Annotated in this window: 17 protein-coding genes and 1 tRNA gene; 7 read left to right on the forward strand and 11 right to left on the reverse strand. The window is 43.3% G+C overall.

The window, feature by feature from the left end; genetic code table 11:
* Positions 1-56: 56 nt before the first annotated feature.
* Positions 57-1,424, reverse strand: coding sequence for an ABC transporter substrate-binding protein (locus ABC831_RS01655; protein WP_343246552.1), 1,368 nt, complete (start codon positions 1,422-1,424; stop codon positions 57-59).
* Between the two features lie 163 nt (positions 1,425-1,587).
* Positions 1,588-2,922, reverse strand: coding sequence for an extracellular solute-binding protein (locus tag ABC831_RS01660; protein WP_343246553.1), 1,335 nt, complete (start codon positions 2,920-2,922; stop codon positions 1,588-1,590).
* A 237-nt stretch (positions 2,923-3,159) separates the two neighbouring features.
* Between ABC831_RS01660 and ABC831_RS01665 the strand changes: the two genes are divergently transcribed.
* Together ABC831_RS01665 and ABC831_RS01670 are read left to right on the forward strand one after the other, a co-directional pair.
* Positions 3,160-4,971: a sensor histidine kinase gene (locus tag ABC831_RS01665; RefSeq protein ID WP_343246554.1), complete on the forward strand. Its 1,812-nt coding sequence runs from the start codon at positions 3,160-3,162 to the stop codon at positions 4,969-4,971.
* Positions 4,950-6,518, forward strand: a complete 1,569-nt coding sequence (locus ABC831_RS01670; RefSeq protein ID WP_343246555.1) for a response regulator — start codon at positions 4,950-4,952, stop codon at positions 6,516-6,518. The genes ABC831_RS01665 and ABC831_RS01670 overlap by 22 nt, the downstream gene beginning before the upstream one ends.
* Positions 6,519-6,531: 13 nt before the next feature.
* Here ABC831_RS01670 and ABC831_RS01675 read toward each other — a convergent pair whose 3' ends face one another.
* From ABC831_RS01675 to ABC831_RS01685, 3 genes are read right to left on the reverse strand one after another with little or no spacing between them, the layout of a single operon-like run.
* Positions 6,532-8,214 carry a glycoside hydrolase family 13 protein gene (locus ABC831_RS01675; protein ID WP_343246556.1) on the reverse strand — a complete coding sequence of 561 codons (1,683 nt, stop codon included), beginning with the start codon at positions 8,212-8,214 and terminating at the stop codon, positions 6,532-6,534.
* The gene (locus tag ABC831_RS01680; protein ID WP_343246557.1) at positions 8,207-9,742 is read right to left on the reverse strand and encodes a response regulator; all 1,536 of its coding nucleotides are present in this window, start codon (positions 9,740-9,742) and stop codon (positions 8,207-8,209) included. The genes ABC831_RS01675 and ABC831_RS01680 overlap by 8 nt, the downstream gene beginning before the upstream one ends.
* Before the next feature lie 2 nt (positions 9,743-9,744).
* Positions 9,745-11,547 (reverse strand): cache domain-containing sensor histidine kinase, encoded by a 1,803-nt coding sequence (locus ABC831_RS01685; RefSeq protein ID WP_343246558.1) that lies wholly within the window; start codon positions 11,545-11,547, stop codon positions 9,745-9,747.
* 196 nt (positions 11,548-11,743) lie between these two features.
* On the opposite strand from ABC831_RS01685, the gene ABC831_RS01690 reads away from it, so the two are divergent.
* The 4 genes from ABC831_RS01690 to ABC831_RS01705 all read left to right on the forward strand — a co-directional run bounded on the left by ABC831_RS01690 (position 11,744) and on the right by ABC831_RS01705 (position 16,717).
* Positions 11,744-13,105: an ABC transporter substrate-binding protein gene (locus ABC831_RS01690; RefSeq protein ID WP_343246559.1), complete on the forward strand. Its 1,362-nt coding sequence runs from the start codon at positions 11,744-11,746 to the stop codon at positions 13,103-13,105.
* A 261-nt stretch (positions 13,106-13,366) separates the two neighbouring features.
* The gene (locus ABC831_RS01695) at positions 13,367-14,092 is read left to right on the forward strand and encodes a carbohydrate ABC transporter permease (RefSeq protein WP_343246560.1); all 726 of its coding nucleotides are present in this window, start codon (positions 13,367-13,369) and stop codon (positions 14,090-14,092) included.
* A complete protein-coding gene (locus ABC831_RS01700) occupies positions 14,092-14,913 on the forward strand; it encodes a carbohydrate ABC transporter permease (protein WP_343246561.1) in 822 nt (273 codons plus the stop codon). The genes ABC831_RS01695 and ABC831_RS01700 overlap by 1 nt, the downstream gene beginning before the upstream one ends.
* Before the next feature lie 76 nt (positions 14,914-14,989).
* Positions 14,990-16,717 (forward strand): alpha-amylase family glycosyl hydrolase, encoded by a 1,728-nt coding sequence (locus ABC831_RS01705; protein WP_343246587.1) that lies wholly within the window; start codon positions 14,990-14,992, stop codon positions 16,715-16,717.
* A gap of 65 nt (positions 16,718-16,782) precedes the next feature.
* Here the strand turns inward: ABC831_RS01705 and ABC831_RS01710 are convergent.
* The 6 genes from ABC831_RS01710 to ABC831_RS01735 all read right to left on the reverse strand — a co-directional run bounded on the left by ABC831_RS01710 (position 16,783) and on the right by ABC831_RS01735 (position 21,324).
* A tRNA-Arg gene (locus tag ABC831_RS01710) sits at positions 16,783-16,859 on the reverse strand.
* A gap of 196 nt (positions 16,860-17,055) precedes the next feature.
* Positions 17,056-17,931: a DUF3881 family protein gene (locus ABC831_RS01715; RefSeq protein ID WP_343246562.1), complete on the reverse strand. Its 876-nt coding sequence runs from the start codon at positions 17,929-17,931 to the stop codon at positions 17,056-17,058.
* A gap of 431 nt (positions 17,932-18,362) precedes the next feature.
* Positions 18,363-18,884, reverse strand: coding sequence for a DUF4446 family protein (locus ABC831_RS01720; RefSeq protein WP_343246563.1), 522 nt, complete (start codon positions 18,882-18,884; stop codon positions 18,363-18,365).
* A gap of 17 nt (positions 18,885-18,901) precedes the next feature.
* Positions 18,902-19,780: a ParB/RepB/Spo0J family partition protein gene (locus ABC831_RS01725; RefSeq protein WP_343246564.1), complete on the reverse strand. Its 879-nt coding sequence runs from the start codon at positions 19,778-19,780 to the stop codon at positions 18,902-18,904.
* Positions 19,771-20,547 carry a ParA family protein gene (locus tag ABC831_RS01730; RefSeq protein WP_343246565.1) on the reverse strand — a complete coding sequence of 259 codons (777 nt, stop codon included), beginning with the start codon at positions 20,545-20,547 and terminating at the stop codon, positions 19,771-19,773. The genes ABC831_RS01725 and ABC831_RS01730 overlap by 10 nt, the downstream gene beginning before the upstream one ends.
* A gap of 321 nt (positions 20,548-20,868) precedes the next feature.
* The gene (locus ABC831_RS01735; protein ID WP_343246566.1) at positions 20,869-21,324 is read right to left on the reverse strand and encodes a hypothetical protein; all 456 of its coding nucleotides are present in this window, start codon (positions 21,322-21,324) and stop codon (positions 20,869-20,871) included.
* A 418-nt stretch (positions 21,325-21,742) separates the two neighbouring features.
* Between ABC831_RS01735 and ABC831_RS01740 the strand changes: the two genes are divergently transcribed.
* A complete protein-coding gene (locus ABC831_RS01740; RefSeq protein WP_343246567.1) occupies positions 21,743-22,690 on the forward strand; it encodes an alpha/beta fold hydrolase in 948 nt (315 codons plus the stop codon).
* Positions 22,691-22,755 lie beyond the last annotated feature (65 nt).

Consider the following 22,755-nt stretch of genomic DNA (forward strand, 5'->3'; position numbering starts at 1 on the left):
GGTCAGATTGATAGCAGCAGGGCTTGAGCCCAAGCCCCGCTGCTATTCTGCCAAGACTAATTCAACGTTTCATCCAGTTCCTTCACGATCTGATCTGCTGTCTTACTTCCATCGTGCATGGCCGCATACTTTCCGCCGATTTCCATTTCCACATCACTGCCCCACAGGGAGCTCATGGCGCAGGTCTGATAATCTGCCTGGGCACACTGCTTGCAGGCTTCGGCTAACTTGCGCACTACCGGATCGGCGCTTTCGTCATTGATATACTGATCATAATCCAGCCCCAGATAAGCGGGCATCGCCAGCACTTCGGTGAAAATGCGTTCGGACACTTCAGGGCTGCACATGTATTTCACAAACTCCACGGCTGCCTCCTTCTGTGCGTCGCTTAACTGATCACTGATCACGTAACCGCAGGAAGCGGACATGATTGCCGCATGTTTTCCGTTCTCACTGGTCGGGAACACGGCCGGTTTCACCACTGCGGGATCGATCTTAAGGCCGTCGCCCACGAAGCTGCTGGCCTCCCACACGCCGTTGAACAGCATCGCCGCGTCACCGTTTAAGAAGTCGTCCCGGTAAGATTCCGAGTCAGCCGCGCCGAAATAGGCGGTGTCGATCTGGCTGAGTGCATGTTTCTCTACAAAATCAACCGTATTCTTAAACGCGTCATTGTCAAAAGTGGTGAGAGGGGTATTGATGAAATCCCGTCCCTCCTGGGTACCCAGAAGATGCGCCATGAACATAATATTGGTAGGCCATCCCTGATTCAGCGATACCGGTGTCTTAACGTCGGGAGATGCTTTTAATTTGTCAAACGCTGCTACAAAATCATCCCAGGACTGCCATTTATCCGGAGTATCGGCGCCGGCTTTGCTGAACAGCTCTTCGTTATACCAGAAACCCATGGTTTCCAGCTGTTCCCGGACCGTGTAGATTTTGCCGTCCACCAGGTTCTGGTCATAGTTCACGCCCACTCCTGCCTTGAAGTCAGGGTCCGCATCGATATAAGGCTTCAGATCCATAATCAGTCCCGCTTCACTGGCTGCCGGCACTACATTCCATCCTCCGGTCTCCACGATATCCGGGAAACTGCCGCTTGCTATTTCCTGTATACATTTGTTATATACAGCTTCCGGGTCTCCTTCCACAGGAACCGGTTTGAAGAGAAACTCGTCTTTGTGCATCTCGGCAAATTCGTCGAACAGAGCACGCATAGCTTTGGCATCCACGGCGTCATCCTGGTAGTAATGGTGATAGAAGGTGACGGTGGGCAGATCTTCACTTTCTTTTTCTTCCGCGGCTGCTGCTGCAGGCTTGGCGCTGTCCTTACTCTCCCCGGATTCCGCAGGTTTGCTCTGGCAGCCGGTCATCAGACCGCACACAAGCATCAGTGACAGTATACTTGCTAACATTCTTTTCATAAATAAAACCCTCCTTTAATGTATTTCGGTAACCTAATGGTACCTTTTTTCCTACATTTTGAGGAGGGTTTTCCTTGACGGGAAATTGCAGTTTTTTGTTATATTATTTCATGATATCCTTTAAATCAGTTCAGTATTTGTGAACTTTTTCAAAACTTGCGATTTATTGATCTGGAGATTCCATATCCTGCTGTGCTTTTTGCGCCAATTCCGTCATCTGCTGTGCCATTTCCACAGGAGTGATTTTTCCGTACATTAACTGCGGATATAGCTTCGAACCTTCATTGTAAACCGCCGGATACCACATGGCCTGATAATCCTTTATCTTGATCTTAGCTTCTTTCGAAGCTTCCAGCATGGCGTACATCAATGGGTTCTCCTGCTTAAGCTTCCCCTGCAGATCGACCTCGGGATTCACCGGAACCGCCTTGATCTCCACGGCGATGCGTTCCTGTACCTTCGGGCTGCACATGAATTTAATGAATTCAGCGGCTGCCTCGATTCGTTCCGGGCTGTTGTTTCCAACTACATACCCAGGGGATGCGGATGAGTATACCGTGGCGTTTGGATATATGGCCGCCCCCACCTGATCCGTGAATCCCGGCGGAACCTTTTCCGGGTCGGACAGATCCAGCGCGAGCCATGCCCCGTTGAACAGCATAGCCGCGTTACCGGAAAAGAATTCACTCTCCGCAATCCCGTAGTTGGCCGTAATGGCGCTGTCCGGCGCGTAACGTCTGAAACAGGTCTGTATCTGTCCCAGCGCCTCCACCATACCGGGGCTTTTGTAGTCCGTGGGATGATAGGTCTGCATGAATTCCGTACCGCCCGCACCGTCGCTTCCCACCATCGCTCCCAGTAGAATATTGGTTGGCCAGGCGCTCTGACGGGTATCCAGCGCCATGGGATGTATGCCGCAGCTGACCAGTTTCTCACAGTTGTCCCAGAACTGGGTCCAGGTCTTAGCCGGCTCGATCCCCGCCTGTTTGAACAATTCTTTGTTATACCAATAACCGATCACATTTTTCTGTGCGGTGATGGAGCTGAGCTTTCCATCCACCACATTATCCCGGAGGTTCTCTTCCCCTATCCAGCTCTTGAATTCCGGATCTGCTTCCACATAAGGCATGAGATCCGCCACTTTATCCGCGTCTTTCACCAGAGAGGAGAGTTCATAGCCGGACGTGTCGATGAGATCCGGCATTTCACCGGAGGATATTTTAATGCGCACATGACTGATCAGATTCTCAAGCCCCGGCACCACTTCCACACGCAGGGTTATCTTTCCCGCATACTGCTCCTGAAACTCTTCGATCAGCTGTGTCATGATTTCATTATTCTGATCCATATTATTCCAACGGCATAGTAATATTTCAACCGGTTGATTCTCATTATCCGCCGGCGCCGTATTAACTGAACCGGCACTTTTTTGCCCGCAGCCCATGAGCACCAGAAGCGTCACCAGGGATATTGCGGATATCCATAGCTGTCTCTTCATATCATCATCCTCCTCCTTTTTTATCTTAGCACATTCCCGATAAAAGGACAAAAACCTTTGCGTTTCGGATGAAGGCTTTTTTAAGTCTGCTTTCATTCTACTTTCATTTCTGGAAATCTATCCGAAAGAGCAAATCTATGATACAATTTCGGTATACACCGGCAATCATCAGAAATCAGCTCCGGGTTGGGCAGCCAAAAAGATCAAAGATTCATAGCAAGGAGAGGAGAAGCCGCCATGAAAAAAAAAGAAAAAACCAGGTTTCCGCTTTTATCCTCTTACCGCGGCAAAATGCTGATCGCCGCTATGTTCCCTGTCCTGCTGCTGATGATCGCTTCCCTGGGCTATATGAGTGTAACCGTCCGTAATATCTTACAGCGGAACTTTGAAAAAGATCTAAGCCTGTATCTGAGTCAGGTAGATGATAACTTTTCAAAACAATTAAGCACCCTATATAATCTGAACATGCTTCTGGTTTCCGATGAACAGCTCACAGCAGATCTGAAAGCGGAGCCTCTGGCACCCGGCACCTATGAAGCGGCCACACAGCGGATCCGGCTGGAAGAACAGCTGGAGAATTCGGCAATCGTGACTACATATTCCCTAGCCACGGTAGACAGCGGCTCACTGCTGGAGCGCTTTTACCTGTTCCGGGACCAGAACACCAGCTTCAAAGCCATGTTCCGAAACCGGGGCGCTTACGAAAATGAATTTGACAACTTTTTTCTGGAACGCTACCGGGAACATATCTCAGAGGGCGAAAACAGCCAGATGGGACTTAACGACGGAATCCTGTGGTATGCCTTTGATTTTACGGACCCGGACACCGACCGGGTTCTGGGTACTCTCCTCTATCACATCAACGCGGATGTGCTCAGTGAAATTCCTGACAGTATCATGGAATATGAAGGGGCGCTCTGGCAGATCAGCACCGATGATGGGGAATTACTGCTCTCCAACCATGATTTGGGCCTGATACCGGCGTCTTCCGGTGACGGCACGATCTTGGAGCAGACCGTTGGAAAAACCCATTATCTCGCCAGTCATTATCACATCTCCCAGTTTGGCCTTACCCTTTCCCTGCTGGTCCCGCAGGCCCAGACACAGCGCGCCGCCGCCCGCAGCACCACTTTATATGTGCTTATCTTACTGGCGCTGGCTGTCCTGGTTTTGGCCATATGTGCCGCTATCGTCTACAAAGTGACCACCCCGTTTAATGATCTGGTCCGAAGTATCGGCCGGATCGAACAGGGTGATCTGCAGGCGAAACTTCCGCAGTACAAAGACATGGAGTTTCAGGAGCTCAGTCATGTGTTCAATTCCATGACCACAAAGATCGATCATCTGGTCAATGATGTTTATCAAAAACAGCTGCTGGTCACGGAGGCAGAGCTAAAATCTCTGCAGGCACAGATGAATCCCCACTTTATGTTCAATGTGCTTAACACGATCTCCATACAGGCCCAGATGGACGGCAACGAAAATATCAGCCAAATGGTCTGCACGCTGAGTCAGCTCATGCAGGCCAGTATTTCCAAAAAAGGAGCAGAGAAAGTACCTCTCTCCCAGGAACTGGAGTACGCCAAGTTCTACGTGGCTCTTCAGAACGCCCGTTTTGACGGAAAAATAGATTACCAGGTGAACTGCGCAGTGCCGGCTCTGCTGGATTGCTGCATCCCGAAGCTCACTTTGCAGCCGCTGATCGAAAACGCGGTAGTACATGGTCTGGAGCCAAAGTACGGGGAAGGACATCTGGCAGTAAATATTTATGCGGACCAATCCTCCATCTATATTGATGTTTTGGATGATGGTGTTGGTTTCACGCCGGATCAGGTAGATCTGGAATTGAGTGAAGATGCGCCGGCTCAGCCGGGTCATAAAAGGATCGGTCTTGTGAATTCCCATAAAATTATCCGGCATTTTTATGGACTGGGATATGGGATTAATCTGGTATCATCGCCCGGAAACGGCTGCCGGGTATCCCTGCATATCCCCATAGACCGGCCGGTGAAAGGAGCAAAAAACACATGTACAGAATCGCCATTGTAGATGATGAAGCCATTGTCCGGAAAGGGATGATGAATCTGGTGTCCTGGGCAAACCTGGGGTGTAAAGTTGTCTGTGAGGCTGCGGATGGGCAGGATCTGCTGGACGAGATCGACCGGGTACAGCCGGATATCGTGATTACGGATATTAAAATGCCGCGTATGGACGGCCTCGCACTGTGTGCCTGGCTGCACGAGCACAGGCCCGAGACACAGATCATCATGCTGACCGCTTACGCGGACTTTGAATACGCCCGGCAGAGCATGAAATACGGAGTGACCGACTATGTAACGAAAAGCGGAGGTATGAAAGAGGTAACAAATGCGGTGCAGCATGCCATTGAACAGATGGAAGAACGCCGCCTGCTGCAGTCTAAGGCGGATCTTCACAAAGAGAACCTGGAAACATTACAGCAGACATTCCTTAAAAATGTGTTTGACGGCCTATGGACCGAGCAGAGCGCCCTTTACAGCCGCGCTGCGCAGCTTCATCTTGATCTTCCCGCTCACTGCGTGCTGTGTATGGAATTTGACGAAGACCCGGAGTCCCTGGAATCCGACGGACTTAAAACCCTGGCTCCGGTATGTGATTTTCTGATTCTGGCTTTCAAGGACTACCAGTGCTGGTGCGTCCCTTTAGGGGGTTCCCAGCTGGCCGTAGTGCTGGCCTCCCGAAGGGAGGCGGATCTGACTGTGGATGCTCTGGAAAGTATCTGCCGCAAACTGCTGCAGGTCTTACATAACATGCTAAGCTGTCCTATATTCATCGGGGTGGGGCCTGTGGGCCGCCAACTGCCGGAGCTGGCGCAGACCTATCAGCATGCGCGCGAGGCGCTGAACCGGCGCTTTCTGGAGGATGAGAGCCATCTTTATTTTTACGCGGACGGCGAGCATGTCTCACCGGAGGGTTTCACTCCGGTAAATGAAGCCATGGACCGGCTGATCAAGGCGATTGGCAGCGGTGATCTGCAGGAGACAGAAACCAGGCTCCAGGAACTGTTCGAACTGCAAAAGCAAAACCAAATTCCTGCAGAGGTCTTAAAAAGCCAGGCCATGACCATCAACGCCGGCTGCGGCCGGCTGCATGCCGAGCACAAATTGGCCCCTGATAATATTTACCAAAAGGAAGTCCAATTCTATCAATCCGTTACCGCCTGCCGCTCCCTGGAAGAATATAAACGTCTGCTTACCCCGGTCGTTATGGAGACATGCCGTCAGCTTCAGGCTGCGGGGGAAAAAGGAGATCCTGTATTTCTCGCGAAAGAGTACATCCAGCGGAATTATATCCGGGATATTAACCTGAATGATATCGCGGAACAGATCCATGTGACTCCCAGCTACCTGTGCCGGCTTTACAAAGAATCCACAGGCAGCACTGTGATGGCTGATGTGAATGCGCTGAAAATAAACCGCGCAAAGCATCTGCTGCGTCAGCCAGGTGAAACGGTACAAAGTGTGGCCCTGGCTATCGGTATGGATGATCCGGCTTATTTTTCCCACTTCTTTAAAAAGCATGTGGGGATGTCTCCCAGAAAGTTTCAGCAGCAATAAAACCTGCTATCTATCACAAAGAATCATCCAATATAGTAAATACCGCGCTCTCATATGCGCGCAGAACACAGTGGTTTACCGGCCCGCTGTAATTGCCAATCAGCAATTGCCCGATCGTAGCTTGCAGTTCTGATCTAACTGACTCTCTAATCGATATGCTTAACTCCTTATCCGAAAAATTGCATAGGACCAGGTATCCTTCCTTCCCGTAATTTCTTGTATACGCAAATAAATCTTCATCATCCGCCAGCAGCAGCCGGAAATCTCCGTGCTGAATAATGGGATTCCCTTTGCGGAGCCGTAAAACCTTTTGATAAAAATGATAGACCGAATCAGGATCGGAAAATTCTCTTTCCGCGTTTACGGCTCTCCAATTTGCCCCAACACGAAGCCATGGGGTTCCCTGCGTAAATCCTGCCCCCGCATTGTTCTCCCACTGCATCGGCGTCCGGGCATTGTCCCTGCTGACATGCGCCAGATAATCCAGCATGGTGCGTTTATCCAAGGTTCCCGAGTCCACAAAGCTATGATATGCGTTAAGGCTCTCGATATCCCTATATTGCCCAATATCAAAAAAACCTGCATTGGTCATTCCAAGCTCTTCCCCCTGGTAAATGAAAGGGGTTCCCTGCATAAAATATAAACATATGCACAACATTTTAGCAGAGAGATCCCGGTATTCCGGGAGATCGCACCCGAATTTTGAAACTGCCCTGGGCTGATCATGATTTCCCCAGAAGAGGCAGTTCCATGCCTCATCTCTCATTTGTGTCTGCCATTTTTGAAATACCGCCTTTAAGTCAGGCAAATAGGGAGCTTGATTTGTCCATTTCCCATACATTCCATCTGTCAGGCTGGTATGTTCAAACTGAAAAACCAAATTCAGCTCCTTACGATCAAAACCTGCATACTTTTTTGCGGTTTCTACCGTAAGCCCCGGACATTCGCCTACGGTCATAATGTCAAAATGAGCTGTCACCTGGCGGTTCATCTCATTCAGATATTGATGTACGTTAGGCCCGTTTATGCAAAACGGTGACAAATCCCCATTTATCCCATCCGGCATTTGATCCGGTTTGGAAATCAAATTGATCACGTCCATCCGAAAGCCATCCACACCTTTTTTTAACCACCACTCCATCATTTTATAAATTTCTGCCCGAACAGAAGGATGATCCCAGTTTAAGTCCGGCTGCTTTTTGTGAAAGATATGCAGATAATACATTCCGGTAACAGAATCCTTTTCCCAGGCGGACCCCCCAAACCAGGAGCTCCAGTTATTGGGCTCATGGCCGTCCTTTCCTTCCCTCCAAATATAATAATCCCGATATGGGCTGTCTTTTCCTTTTCTGCTTTCCTGAAACCATTTATGTTCATCCGACGTGTGATTCACCACAAGATCCATGATTAATCTCATGCCCCGCAGATGAATCTCCTCCAACAGACGGTCAAAATCCTCCATTGTCCCGTAATCTGCATGAATCGAGTAATAGTCCCTGATATCATAACCATTATCTGCGTTTGGGGAATCGTAGATCGGGCACAGCCAGATCACATCCGCTCCCAATGTCTGAATATAGTCTAACCGCCGAAGAATCCCCTGCAGATCACCAATGCCGTCTCCATTGCTGTCTTGAAAACTTCTGGGGTAAATCTGATATATAACCGCGTCCTTCCACCATTCTATGTTATCCAATCTGCGTATCCCCCTTAAAATATTTATGATATGCCGTGCTGAAATAATAGACATTCTGATAGCCCACCATGGATGCGGCCTCTTTTTCATCAAAATGATACTGCTCTATTAATTCTCTGGCCTTTTCCATCCGGGTTTTCTGCAAAAACTCGGTAAATGTGTATCCCGTGGCAGCCTTAAATTGCCTGCTCAAATAGATATAGTTAATAAAATATGTTTGCGAAAATTTCATAAGGCTCAATTCTTCCATATACTTTTCATTTACCATCGAAATAATTTCCTCAATGATCTCTTTTGTCGTAAGACTTCTCTTTGAATTTACAATATTCCATGCAGAATCCAACAGGCGGTTTAAAAAGAGCTCTATTTCCCGATACCATTCCAGATTATGAATACACTCATTACAATCCCCTTCCAGCGCTTCACTCACATTCATGATGATTCCGTTGTCCTGACAGCAGCGTTCCAGATAAAAAGTAAAATCCCGAATCGCATTTTGCAGGTCAGGAATATATATATAATCCATCTCTCTAACCGGCCGGCAAAAAGCGGAAAGAATCTGGTCTCTTAAATCCTTTTTTGATACGATCATATCCAGCAAACCTTTTTTACATGCCGACAGGTTTATTTCAGACTGGGCTATTCTTTCAATATTTTCAAACCAGACAACCTCTCCTCTTCCATGCACCAGATATTTTGCAGACCGCTCCGCATGATGTAATGCTTGGGCAAACATCCCGATCTCTGATATGAAATGTGTAGTACCAATTCTTACCTGTTCCCCGTATTCTTTTTTTAAATTTCTAAAGTACTCGTTTAACCATTCATGATAAATGTGGGTAACTCCCGCTTTTACCGGCAATGGAACTAAGACCAATAAGCCAAACATCCCCCTGCTTTCATTATATGGACGGATTCTCGCTTTAAAAGGAGCCTGGAAACACATATCATTCAAATTTTTCTGTATCCCGCCATCATAAATCTCTCCCTTATTTTTCCCGAGGCAGATCATCGAAACCCATAACCCGTATTGGGGGAACAAACGATTGTATATGGAAAAAAGTTCTCTCATCTGACTGGAAGGTGTTTTCTTGATTGCCCCTACAAAAATTCTGTCGATTGGATCTTTTATATTTAACTCCAAACGCCTTTTTTCTTCCACACGCCGGCATGTCTTTCTTAAAATATCTTCCAGTTTGGAAGGATCAATTGGCTTTAACAGGTAATCCGCCACATGAGCATGAATGGCCTGATGCATATATTCAAAATTCGTATACTCACTTAATACGATAATCTCACATTCATATCCTTTCTCCTCTATCATTTTTAATAATTCCCTGCCGTCACACACCGGCATACGCATATCTGTTATCACAATATCTACCGGTCTGTTTTCTAATACAGGAATGGCCTCTTTTCCGTTTCCGGCTTCTCCGGCAAGTATAAGTCCAAACGGCAGCCTATGTATCTCTTCCACGATACTTTGGCGAATAATCTCCTCATCCTCTACCACCAATATCTGATACATACCTATTCCTCCATTAAAACGATCACTCTTATCACGGTACCTTCATGGACATCACTGTCTATCTCCAGTCTGGATTTTTTAAATAGTAGTTTAAGCCTCGCATTTAAGTTGGACAATCCAATATGATCCGCCGGCGTTATCATCGTAATATCCGGCACGGACAATTCATCCTGAAGTATCTTCAGGCTTTCTTTTTCGATTCCGTTACCGTCATCCATGACTTCAATGATCAGACATCCTTCCCGTATACAGGCAGTAACAAAAATATGTCCTGTTTCCGTTTTGTCCGCAAAACCATGAACGATCGCATTTTCTACCATAGGCTGAAGTGTCACCCTCGGTATCTGTTCATTCATCAGATATTCCGGAATAAAGATTTGATAATCAAGCCTATTCCCAAAACGGATTTTTTGTATGGCCAGATAATTTTCCACATGAGCAGTTTCTTCTCTTAAAGTAGCGCGAAAATCAGAACCCCGGATATTGTACCGCAGGATATTTCCCAAGGCATTTGACATAGTTACCACATCCGAGACACCATGCAAGGCTGCCATACTGCTGATCGACTGCAGGACATTATAAAGAAAATGAGGATTGATCTGCTCCTGCAGTGCTTTAATAATCGTGTCCCGCTGCTTAATTGCCATCAAATATTCATTTTCTATGGAATCCTTTAAGTTATCCATTAAAGAATTAAAAGTCTGTCCGATTTGTGCCGTTTCATCCTGCCCGCTTACCGCTACCCGGTTATTTAAGTTTTTTATACCAGATATTTTCATAACTGTCGCTAACTGTTCTATCGGTTTGCTGATCGTCCCTGAAACATAGACGGTAATCAACGCAGCCACCAAAATAATAATCACTGCCGCCAGCATAATACCGGATGAAACTGAAAGCGCATCCGCCGCATACACAGATTCCGGAATAAGCATGATAATAGAGCAATCCATTTTCTCCGCTTTTTCAAAAAGTCCCACATAACGCTCTTCTTTCCAATCCAATTCCCAAGCGGTATTTTCTGTACCTGCCGGCGGCCTCAGGTCGGCAGGGAGCGACAGCCCCGTTAGTTGCTGAGCTGTATCATAGATCACACAATTCTCCGAATCACAAATCACGGTTCTGGCGGACGGGTCCGGTTTCATCATTTCCGCTAAATGCTCCATTCTTGACAGATCCACGGTAATAAACATGGTTCCTTCCTCTTCAAAATGATACTGGGTATTGATAATATTTTTCGCAATGGCGTATACCTCGGATGGATGCGCATTATTACGCAGCGGCATATGTTTATGTGTCGGAATGAGAATCTGATTTTGCTCCCAATTACTTCTATTATTAATCAATTCCATGTATTCGTTCGGAAGAGCCGCATCCTCATAAGATTGATAATGCCCCGCCTCGTCTCTGGTTGTATAGGTTAAGTATCCTTTTTTATCCACATAGATAATACTGTATACATCGGAACGGCTGCTGATACAGGATAAAAACACGCTTTTCAATACGTCAAAATAACTTTTGCTGCCTGCAAAGGAAGCATCCGACCGCTGCTGCAGAAAATATTGAAAATTTTCGTTCAGATAAATCGATAAAAACAGATTGCTTAACTGCTCATAAGAGGCTTCCATGTTTTCAACCCCCACCTGCATCAGGCTGACCGTCGTCCGCAAGGATTGTTCTCTTATTTTCTTCCGCGCCTGATACTGGGCGATCACAGCAACAAAACTCAGAGACAGAATCATAAGTATCAGAACAGCAAAGAGCATTTTATACCTTATTTTCTTAAATTGAATTCTTTTTAAGGTCATAGGATCGATTCCTTCCCGCCTTGGAACCATTGATTTTCTAATTGTTTTTCTAATTGTATTATAACAAAACGCTGCTGTCTTTTGGGCATTTTGCTCAACAAAGCTAAATATTTTCATAGGGAAGCTAAATAATTTTATTGTATCCTGTATTTCAGACTCTTATAATTAAGGCATCTTAGACAAAGGAGGTAGGAAAATGAAAAAGAAATTTGCTGCTTTTTTATCAATCATATTGGTTATGGGGTGCCTGACAGGCTGTGGAAACGCCAAAGGTACAGAGGATGCCTCACAATCAAAAACAAAGGAGGAAGCCACTTCGTCTCCAGTACCTGCGGCAAAAGAAGCATCTGAGAAAACAGAAGGTTCCACAGATCAGGATTCCAGGGAACCTGTAACGATCCATCTGTTCCATCAGAAACAGGAGGCGCAGGAAACCTTTGCTCAAATCATCGACGCTTTTCAAGAGGAATATCCTTATGTGACGGTGGAACAGGAAATCGTAACAAATGACCCGGCGTCTATACTAAGGGCACGGGTTGCAACGGATGAGACACCAGATATTTTTCAGGGAGCTCTTGATACCATGGATATCGCCAGCGGCGGATATATCATGGACCTTGCCGGAGAATCATTTCTGAATAATATTAATGAAGAGGTCCTGAACGATTCGTCTTTTACGGATAGTGACGGACATGTCTGGGCTTTGCCCATAGATGGCAGCTGTGAAGGGATTTTTTACAACAAAGATATTTTTAAGCAGCTAGATCTGACCCCGCCCACGACCTTATCCGAACTGGATCATGTGATTGAGGTATTGGAAAAAAATAAAATAACGCCCTTTGCTCTTGGTTTCAAGGATTCCTGGACCATCAAACCTATCACTCTTGTGGTTGTATCACCGGCAATCTACGCCAAACAAGATAATTGGAACGAACTGAAAACAAGCGGCCAGACTACCTTTGCTGATACACCGGAATGGAAAACCACCTTTGATATCCTTAAAAAAGTCTATGAACACGGCAACACAAAAACTGCCTTTGACACAGATTATAACGGCGCCTGCAATATGATCGCCCAGGGCGAAGCTGCTATGATGGTGCAGGGACTTTGGGCACTTGAGCCAATCAAAAGTATTAACCCGGACCTCAATCTGGGGATGATGGCCATGCCTGTTTCAGAAAATCCTAAGGATACAAAGCTTTTTCAATTTCCTGATTTTGGGTTATCCATCTCCTCCAATACGAAACATCCCGATGAGTGCAAGCTGTTTTTAGAATATCTGACCAGGCAGGATACAGCCGCCTTATGGTGCAGTTCCTCTATGTTGTTCTCAGCCATAAAAAATGTGTCTGTTGATTTTGATCCGTTAGCCACCGATGTAAACGCTTATATCGACTCCGGCATGATCTGTACACAGGCGGACCGGGGATGGCCTACTGCTTTTCAGACCGAATATGAATCTTCCTTATCAGAATACATCTTGGGACACGACAGTTTAGAGAACATACTGGCAAAATTGGATACCGCCTGGGACACCGCCGTTAAAGCCGCACAGTAAAGACAAGAGAGGGGACTGGCACCTTACGGTTGTAAAGCCCAATATTCCGGCGACTATGTGGAGAAAGGGGCCTGTCCCCTCCCTGAAATCATGGAGGAGATCATGAGATTTTCAAAACAGAAAAATAGCATTCTATACTTTTTATTTATATTACCGGCATTATTTTTCTTCTTCCTTTTTTTTCTATATCCTTTTTTCAGAAGCCTTTGGATCTCCTTAACAGACGCATACGGCTTCAACCCAAACATAAATTTTATCGGCTTGGAAAACTATTGGGAAGCCTTATCCAACAAGGGGTTCCTGAATTCCCTATGGGTTACGGTTAAGTATACTGCTTTCGTCTCTGTCTTTGCCAATGTCTGCGCGCTTTTCTTTGCTTTACTCCTGGACGGCAAATGTGCGTTTAAAAAGATTTTCCGGGCAGTTTTTTTCCTTCCGAACCTGATGAGTCTTATTATCGTTGGTTTTATTTGGGTATTTATATACGGAAGTGTATACCGTTCTTTCGTCTCAGTCTTTTCCATACCGGAAATGTGGCAGATCAGCTGGCTGGGCAATGAACAAATGGCTCTTATTTCTATGGGGATAACCGCCACATGGCAATGTGCCGGTTACTATATGCTGATTTATATCGCTTCCCTGCAGAATATCTCTCCCGAGCTGATCGAAGCGGCAGAGATTGACGGCGCCTCCAAAATGCAGATTATCCGCAAGATCAAACTCCCGCTTTTAATACCTACCATTATCATTAACAATATTTTATTGATCACCGCCGGCTTTAAGACCTTTGATATTCCACTGGCCATGACTTCAGGAGGCCCCGCAGGCGCTACGACCACCATCGCCCTGCAAATCTACAATACCGGCTTCCGTTCAAACCGCACGGGATATGCGGCCGCTCAATCTGTCATTTTGTTCCTGATTATTTCTATTATTACCGCCATTCTATATTTGTTTCAAAACCGGAAAGGAGGCAGCCAATCATAATGAAGAATAAATTACCAAAAAATATAGGAATTACTCTTATTACTTCATTCGCTGCGCTGATTTATTTTCTTCCGGTTTTCATAGCTGTTCTTAATTCTTTCAAAACAAAGGGAGAAATACTTTCCTCCGCCCTCTCTTTTCCCACAGCTTTCCGCTTAGAAAATTATAAGGTTGTTATAGAGACCGCTGATTTCATACATGTATTTTTTAACTCCTGTCTCGTTACCGGAGGCAGTATCTTGCTGAATCTTCTGGTAAGCAGTCTTGCGGGATACGCGCTTGCCCGCTGGAACTCAAGATGGTCAAAGTTTTTGACTTTACTGTTTCTCTCTTCTATGTTCGTACCCTTTCACACTATTATGATTACTTTGCTGACAACAGCAAAATCGTTGAATCTTGTGGGGCATATTTATGGATTGATTTTTATTTATTGCGGATTGCAATGTTCCATCCCCATTTTTCTTATTCAAGGTTTTGTTAAGGCTTTACCGATCGAACTCGAAGAAGCGGCAAAAATAGACGGCTGCGGAATGATTAAGCTTTACGGTATTATCGTAATCCCCTTAATCAAACCGATCCTTGCCACGATCTCCATATTAAATGCTCTCTGGACATGGAATGATTATCTATTGCCCTATTTAATTCTCGGAAAGCCGATTACCATCCCATTGAGTCAGATGTATTTTTATGGCCAATATAATCAGCAATGGCATTTGATTATGGCAGGTTTTGTGGTTTCGACCACACCAATTATTATTTTCTTTTTAATCATGCAAAAACATATAGTTAACGGCATTTCCGCAGGCGCAGTTAAGGGATAAGAGGAGTTATAATATGGAGACAAACAGTAAAATGGGATATGCAGCTTTTTCCATTGATGAAAGTGATAGAATATATATGATCGTCACAGACCGTTTCTATGACGGTAATCCGAAAAATAATGGAATCTTAGGTCAGGAGTATCGTCCGGGTAATCTCTCTTTTTATCAGGGAGGAGACTGGAAGGGAATCATACAAAAACTTCCTTATATTAAAAAACTGGGTTTTACTGCTATATGGATATCCGCGCCGCAGGATAATGAATTATTCAGCCGTTCCGGAGATGAAGCCGGTTACCACGGCTATTACACACGGGACTTCTATCAGGTAAACCCACATTTTGGGACAGCTTTTGACCTTGCCGCCTTAATTCGCGCATCTGCACAGCTTCATATAAAAGTGATCCTGGATGTACAGTTAAATCATACGGCCGATTATTTACAGTATCCGTCGCTGACTTATGACCCTCCCGAATATCATCCGGCTCCCCCCTTTGATAATCCGGACTGGTATCATAACTCTCCTGTCATTGTGGATTTTTCGAATTCACAAGAAATGCAGAACTTTAGTCTCGGTGGATTGGACGATCTTGCCCAGGAAAATCCTGAATGCTTCCGGGCTTTAAAAGAAGCTTATTGGAATCCCGACACACAGGATGGATGGTTTAGTTATGGTTTCGCAGGTTCCAGAATCGATGCTGTTTTGGAAATCCCCCCCAAATACCTGGAGGAATTCCAAAATTATACATGTAAACCCGCCTTTGGGGAAGCTTTAACCGGATCTGTAGATGAAAATGCCGCTTTGGCAAAAACCTTATGGGGAATGCTGGATTATCCCCTCTATTTTCAAATGAATATAGTTTTTTGCCAGGATAATTCCTGGGAAGGTATTCACTGGATATTTTCACAGGATTACAAATATTCCGTTCCAAATCGTTTATTTACCTTTTTGGACAACCACGACCGGGCCCGTTTTCTGGCCAATGCCGGTGACAGCTTCGCAAAATTACGGCTGGCTCTGACTTTTCTTTATGCTGCACGCGGGATCCCGGTAATTTATTATGGTACGGAACAGAATATGGCAGGAGATTATAGATATTCAGAGGAAAACCTGAATATGGTAAATCGGGAATGTATGACCGGATTTTCGACAGAAACTACAACCTTCCTTTATCTGCAGCATTTAAATCATATACGAAGCCTGTATACTGATCTGTTTTCCAACGGACAGCAAATAGAACAATATTTTAGTTCTGATGACCGTGTATATGCTTTTAGCCGGGAGTTAGCCCAAAAGGCTGAGGCAGTCCTTTGCATATTTAATAATTCTCCCGTTAGGCAAGAACGACACATATTACTACATAGTAATTCCATGGTATTTTTTCCCGGCAGCTATCTGGTCGATCTGCTGAATTCTAATAACAGGGCAGAAATTCACACTTCCGGTCAAACTCCTATGGTTAGCGTATCGGTTCCAGCCTACGGCGCTATGCTATTAAGCAGGGAATATGCCGAAAACTATATCCCGCCTGTATACCGCCAAACGATAATCCGAATTCATTATGATACCGGATGGGGCAACCGTTTGACAATCCGCGGGAATGCCGCCCCGCTTAATTGGGAATGGGGACAGCCATGTGATAATCTCAGCTGTGACCTTTGGCAATATGTTTCGGAACGCCCTCTGAGTGATCCATTCTTATTTAAAATACTACTTAACGATTCGGTATGGGAAACTGGGGAAAACCATTGTATTCAGGAAGGAGAAACCAAGGATATCTATCTCTCTTTTCCTGATACAATATAATCCCAAAACGCCGTGGTAAAAAAAGCCGAAAACCTCGATAAATTAAGGTTTTCGGCATTACATTCTGGCGTTCCCGAGGTGATTCGAACACCCGACCTACCGCTTAGGAGGCGGTCGCTCTATCCAGCTGAGCTACGGAAACAACTAAGTGCCGATAATTACCGGCAACTTATATTTTACTGTTAATTTCTGATTTAGTCAACCTTCGATTTTTATTTTTACTATTTTTACTCCATCTTTACTCAATTCCTAAAAATTCCTAAAAAACAGGGAACTACAAATATGCTTCCGCTTCTTGATATAGCAGCTATATCAAACAATCTGTCAATCTATAAGATCTACTCTTCATAATTAATACTGCCCTGAAGCCAGATCGTTCCGCGGAACCTGCGTCCTCTCTCCGGCTCGCCTACCAGATCATCCTTATTGATACATATATCGAACGTCAGTTCATTGCAATCCAATGTCAGAATATAGATCTCCTCTTTTGTAATGGAGTTCTCTACCAGCTGATAATTCAGAATTTCCCCCATGATGGAATACTGATCGCATTCCACGCCATACGGCATAAAGTAAGTATCCACGATAGAGAGGACATCTTCATACATAATTCTTCTGGATATCATGGAATACATATCCATGTCCTCCAATGTGAGGCTCTCGATGGCGTCCTCATCCCCATTTCTGGCCGCCGCGATCAGTTTGTTCCTGTTAATACTGGCCTCCCGGTCATTTTTGATCTGGGACTCATTCTTGCTTATCGGAAGTAATATTTTTCCACTGTTGGAAAGGCCCGACAGGGTGACTGTGTAATTACTGCTCAGGCTGTGATCTCCCAGATGATTCAAATACTCTGCAATATTCTGCAGATAAAAAATCAGGGTGACGCCGATCTTCACATCATCACATACTCCGGAATAGGCATCCCCGTCAGCATGACGCTCCACCGTCACCTCTTCTGTGGATGTGATACCCTCTCCTTTAAAATAAGGATAATAATACTCCCATTCAAACTCATCTTCACTTGTGTACTCGCCTCTGATGGCGATTCCCATCTGTTCCGCAAACGGTTTTGAAACTTCAGCGAAATTCATACTTTCGCCTTCATTTACTATCTCATGATATTCAAAATGGTCCCATGTATCTTTCACCAGGGTTTCCATATCCTGCTTTGTAACATCACTGAATCCGATTGCCCTTAAATATTGATGCATATGCTACCTCCCGCATCATGCTTTCTTAATTTCTATTATTATAGGGGCTGCTTAAAAATATTTCGTTAAAAAAATTCTCTCTCCTATCATCAATAGTCGAAAGAACATCCGCCAAATATAGATTTGCTTATTCTTTATTTCATTCATTATATAATAGGATCTTTTATTTTACAAGTAAAATCTAATCTGTTTATTTTCCTCTTTTTTTGTTTGACCCGGGGCGTTTTGAAATATTTCGATCTTGAGTCCGCCCCGGGTCCAGGTGCCCGGATGTTTATCATCCTCTTCCTGATTAATCTTTATCTGATTCGCTGAAGCTTGACAGCTTTTGTTGTCTTTGGCCAGCTTTTGCACAGGCTTTGAACGGGGTTTTAAAATATTTTTCACAGAATATGTGGCAACAGACGATTCTGAATATAAGTTAACATAATTTATTTTTTCATGAAATCAGCCTGCAATGCCATATCCAACGCCTGCTTTTCCTCTTCTCCCAATACAATGAAGGATTCCCCGTTCACGATTTCTTTCGCGTAAGTATAACAGCCGTCACTGCTGTGCATTGCGTTTAATATGAATCCATCATTTTTTTGGTTCAACATCGCTATGGCAAAACTGAGCTTTCCACCCATTTCGCTGAACGCATTATATTTTACAACTCCTAATTTTTGATAGGTTAATTTCATATTTTCCACAATTTTATGGATTTCTTCTTCGTGCTTCAGATCGGCTGCTTTTAATTCATCGATTTCACCAAAGCGTTTCAGAAAATGGTTCTCCAGGGATTTCCCATTTTCTCCCTGCATAAATGCCTCGTAATTTATCCTCAGTTTTTTTAACTTTTTATTTGTTTTGATTAGCATAACAAATAGCACGATTATAAGTACCAATAAAAACGCTGCTATGCCTGCAGCTAAATAAAACGGATCTATTCCGTACATTTCAAGTATGTCCATTATGTTCCTCCTTTAGTCTATTGAATAGATTCAAACAATTCCATAATTCGTTCCAGTTCTTCGCTGGAATAATATTCAATCTCTATCCTTCCCTTGTTATTATCCTTGCGGTTGATGGATACCTTTGTACCTATGATTGATTTCATTTTTTCTTCTATATTCTTATAGATCACTTCATCCCTCAGCGGCTCAGCTGCGATCTTCTGTTTTTGATTCTGATATTGTTTGACCAGTTTCTCTGTTTCCCGCACACTTAGTTTTTTATCAAATACTTCGTTTGCCACTGCCAATTGCTGTTCCGGATCTTCAAATGCGAGTAGAGTCCTGGCGTGACCAGTGGTAATCTTTTCTTCTATGATCATCTGCTGAACTCTCTCATCTAATTTCAGTAAACGCATAGAATTCGTGACGGCTGTTCTGCTCTTGGAGACACGTTCTGCTACCTCGTCCTGTTTTAGATGGAATTCTTCCAGCAGACGCTTAAACGCCATCGCTTCTTCGATTGGATTCAGGTTCTCCCGCTGAATATTTTCGATTAAGGATATTTCTACTACTTCTTTATCATTATATTTACAGATTATAACTGGCACTTCTTTTAATCCCGCGATTTTTGCTGCCCGCCATCTTCTTTCACCCGCAATTATTTCATAATAATCCGGCTTTTCCTGTACTAACAGAGGTTGTAATACACCAAACTGTTTTATAGATTCCGACAATTCCAGTAAAGCATCCTCGTCGAAGTTTTTTCTCGGCTGACTGCGGTTTGGCTCTACTTTATTTATCTTAACACGAACCGCGCCATCACCATTTCCTTTTTGTTTTGCATCTGTTTTGATAATTGTTTCCGGAATTAAACTATCCAGACCTTTTCCCAATGCGCCTCTTTTTACTGCCATTCTTCCTCTCCCCTATGTATCACTTCTTCTGCTAAAAAACGATAACTTTCTGCACCAGCCGACTTACTGTCGTATAAATTTATCGGTAATCCATGGCTTGGTGCCTCTGCCAGTCTTATGTTTCTGGGTATTATAGTTTTATAAATTGTCTGATGTAAATTACTTTTTACGTTTTCCACTACCTGCAAAGACAGATTCGTTCTGGCGTCGTACATAGTGAACACTACCCCTTCCATCTCTAACTCGGGATTTAATCTTTCTTTTACAAGATTAATCGTGTGGATCAGCTGGGTTAATCCCTCCAGTGCATAGTATTCACACTGAATCGGAACTAACACCGTATCTGCTGTAGTCATTGCATTGATGGTCAGCATGTTGAGTGAAGGAGGGCAGTCAATAATTATGTAATCATATTCGTCCCTTATTTTTTCGATTGATTCTTTGATAATGAATTCTTTGTTTTGAACACCGATTAATTCGATTTCCGCTGCTGCCAAATCAATGTCTGACGGTAGAAGAGATAGATTTTCCAATACCTCTTTTTTAATACAATCCTCTATTTCAGCTTCTCCTAAAAACAAATCATATATTGTGTTCTCAATATTGGTTTTATCAAGGCCTAAGCCACTTGTAGTATTACCTTGGGGGTCGATATCTATGGTCAAAATTTTTTTGCCCATTTCCGCCAGACAAGCAGAAAGATTAATAGCTGTGGTGGTCTTTCCAACTCCACCTTTTTGGTTAGCGATTGCAATTGCCCTACCCATAATAATCCTCCTTTGTCTGTAAATCAGAATCACTGCCGACATTATGTATGATTGCATGCAATCATAACCCCTCCGGGGGGATGCACACTCCGCCCTAAGGAAAGCGCTCCGGCGCAGATATAATATCTGTCGACATTAAGTTATGATTGCATGCAATCATAACCCCTCCGGGCGGATGCACACTCCGCGCTAAGGAAAGCGCTCCGGCGCGGATATAATGTCTGTCGACATTATATCATGTTTTTTTCACTTAGGCTATAAAATGTTTCACGTGAAACATTTCCAATTTTAATTTTGTAGAATGTTTCACGTGAAACATTATTATTCCAAATCTTTTAGTAATTTTAACAAACTTTTTAACTCCAATTTACATCTAACAGGATCTAAGTCAATTAATTTCAAACAATACTCTAGTTTACTAATTATATCAATTTTATTTTTTACTTTTAAATCATTTGTCTCCTCATTCCATTGTTGTTGTACTTCCCGCAAAGATTCCAATTTACTTTTCCAATTTAAAACTTCGATTTCTAATTCTTTTATCTTGTTTAATACTTCTGACTCTTCTTCTGTCAGTTTTTTATAATTTTCCTGATTAAAACAATCCTCTTCATAGGGAGAAAATATTCTATCATCATTATCTTCCTGAACTTTTTCAAACTCCATCATTTTATGAATATCTTCTAATTGGCGCCGATACTGATTTAACATTTCCAATTGTCTATCATATTCCGTTTTACACTCATCATAAGTTCGATCGAAATATTCATTCACCATTTGCATATTCCTTATCTTTTAAGACATAATGTATAAGATAACCTTTTTTACAGCCATGAACACTTAGCACCCGTACCTGAATACCCGTACTTTGATTGCTTACTCACGAAGCACGAAAAATAGTCAACGAGTTTTTCGAGCACAACTATTATATATCAGACTTTTTAAAGCTTTTATAGCTTCTTGTGCATAGTTTCAATTGCATAGAAGTAATCCAAATCTAAATATATATAATCATACATATAACTCTTTACTAACTTCAAACAATCTTTTCTATATCATATACCAATACCAAATTTAAAGAAAGCTTATTTCCAAATTTTCTAAAAACTATCTTAATTTTTGAAAATATATTTGTAAGTAAGCTTCATTTAGATTATAATATACAGAGATAGAAACAGATAAAGGAGGCTGAGTGATGAACAAACAAATTAAAACAATAGCCCTCACGACGGTTGCTGCTACCGGAGCACTGTTCTGTATAAATAAACTAATAAATGCTCTTTCTATATCTGATAATATATTAGGTAAAACAAGAGGTTATTATTATGACTGGCGCTTTGGAAAAATCTATTATACAAAACAAGGTTCCGGAAAACCATTGTTGCTAATTCACGACCTGAACGCCACCTCATCGGCATACGAATGGAAACATATGATACAGTTATTGTCAAAAGACTATACTGTATATGCCTTAGACCTGCTCGGCTGCGGAAGATCAGATAAACCAAATTTAACATATACCAATTATCTGTACGTACAGATGGTCTCTGATTTTATAAAGAATATTATCTGCCGAAAGACAGATATCATAGCTACAGGTGCATCAGGTTCTTTTATCATCATGGCCTGCCATAATGATCCTGAGCTCATACAAAAAATCATCATTATAAATCCGGACAGCCTTCAAGCATTAAATCAGATTCCAACCAAAAAATCTAAGGCCTGGAAATTTTATTTAGAGCTGCCGATTCTGGGTATGTTTACTTACAATATGCTTCATTCAAAAGATAAAATCGGAGAATCTTTCCGTAACAAATATTACTACAATATCTCTTCCATAAATGAAAAGGATATATTTGCCTATCATGAAGCATGTCATCTCGGCAAATCCACTTCCAGACATTTATTTGCCAGCATGGAGGGAAAATACACGAATATAAATATTCTTCATGCGTTAAAAGAATTAGATAACAGCATTTACCTGGTTGGGGGAGAAGAAGAAACAGACATTGATCAAATACTGAAAGAATACACGTACTACAATCCTGCCATAGAAACAACACAAATCAGAAATACCCGGCACTTACCTCAACTGGAGAATCCTGTTGCCCTTTATAATCAAATAAAAATATTTTTGGATTAATATGCATTTTATAACATAAGCTTGATTTATATTATCACGGATGCCTTAAAACTTGGGAGAGACTG

The sequence above is a fragment of the Diplocloster hominis genome, from assembly GCF_032380655.1.
GTDB lineage: Bacteria > Bacillota > Clostridia > Lachnospirales > Lachnospiraceae > Diplocloster > Diplocloster hominis.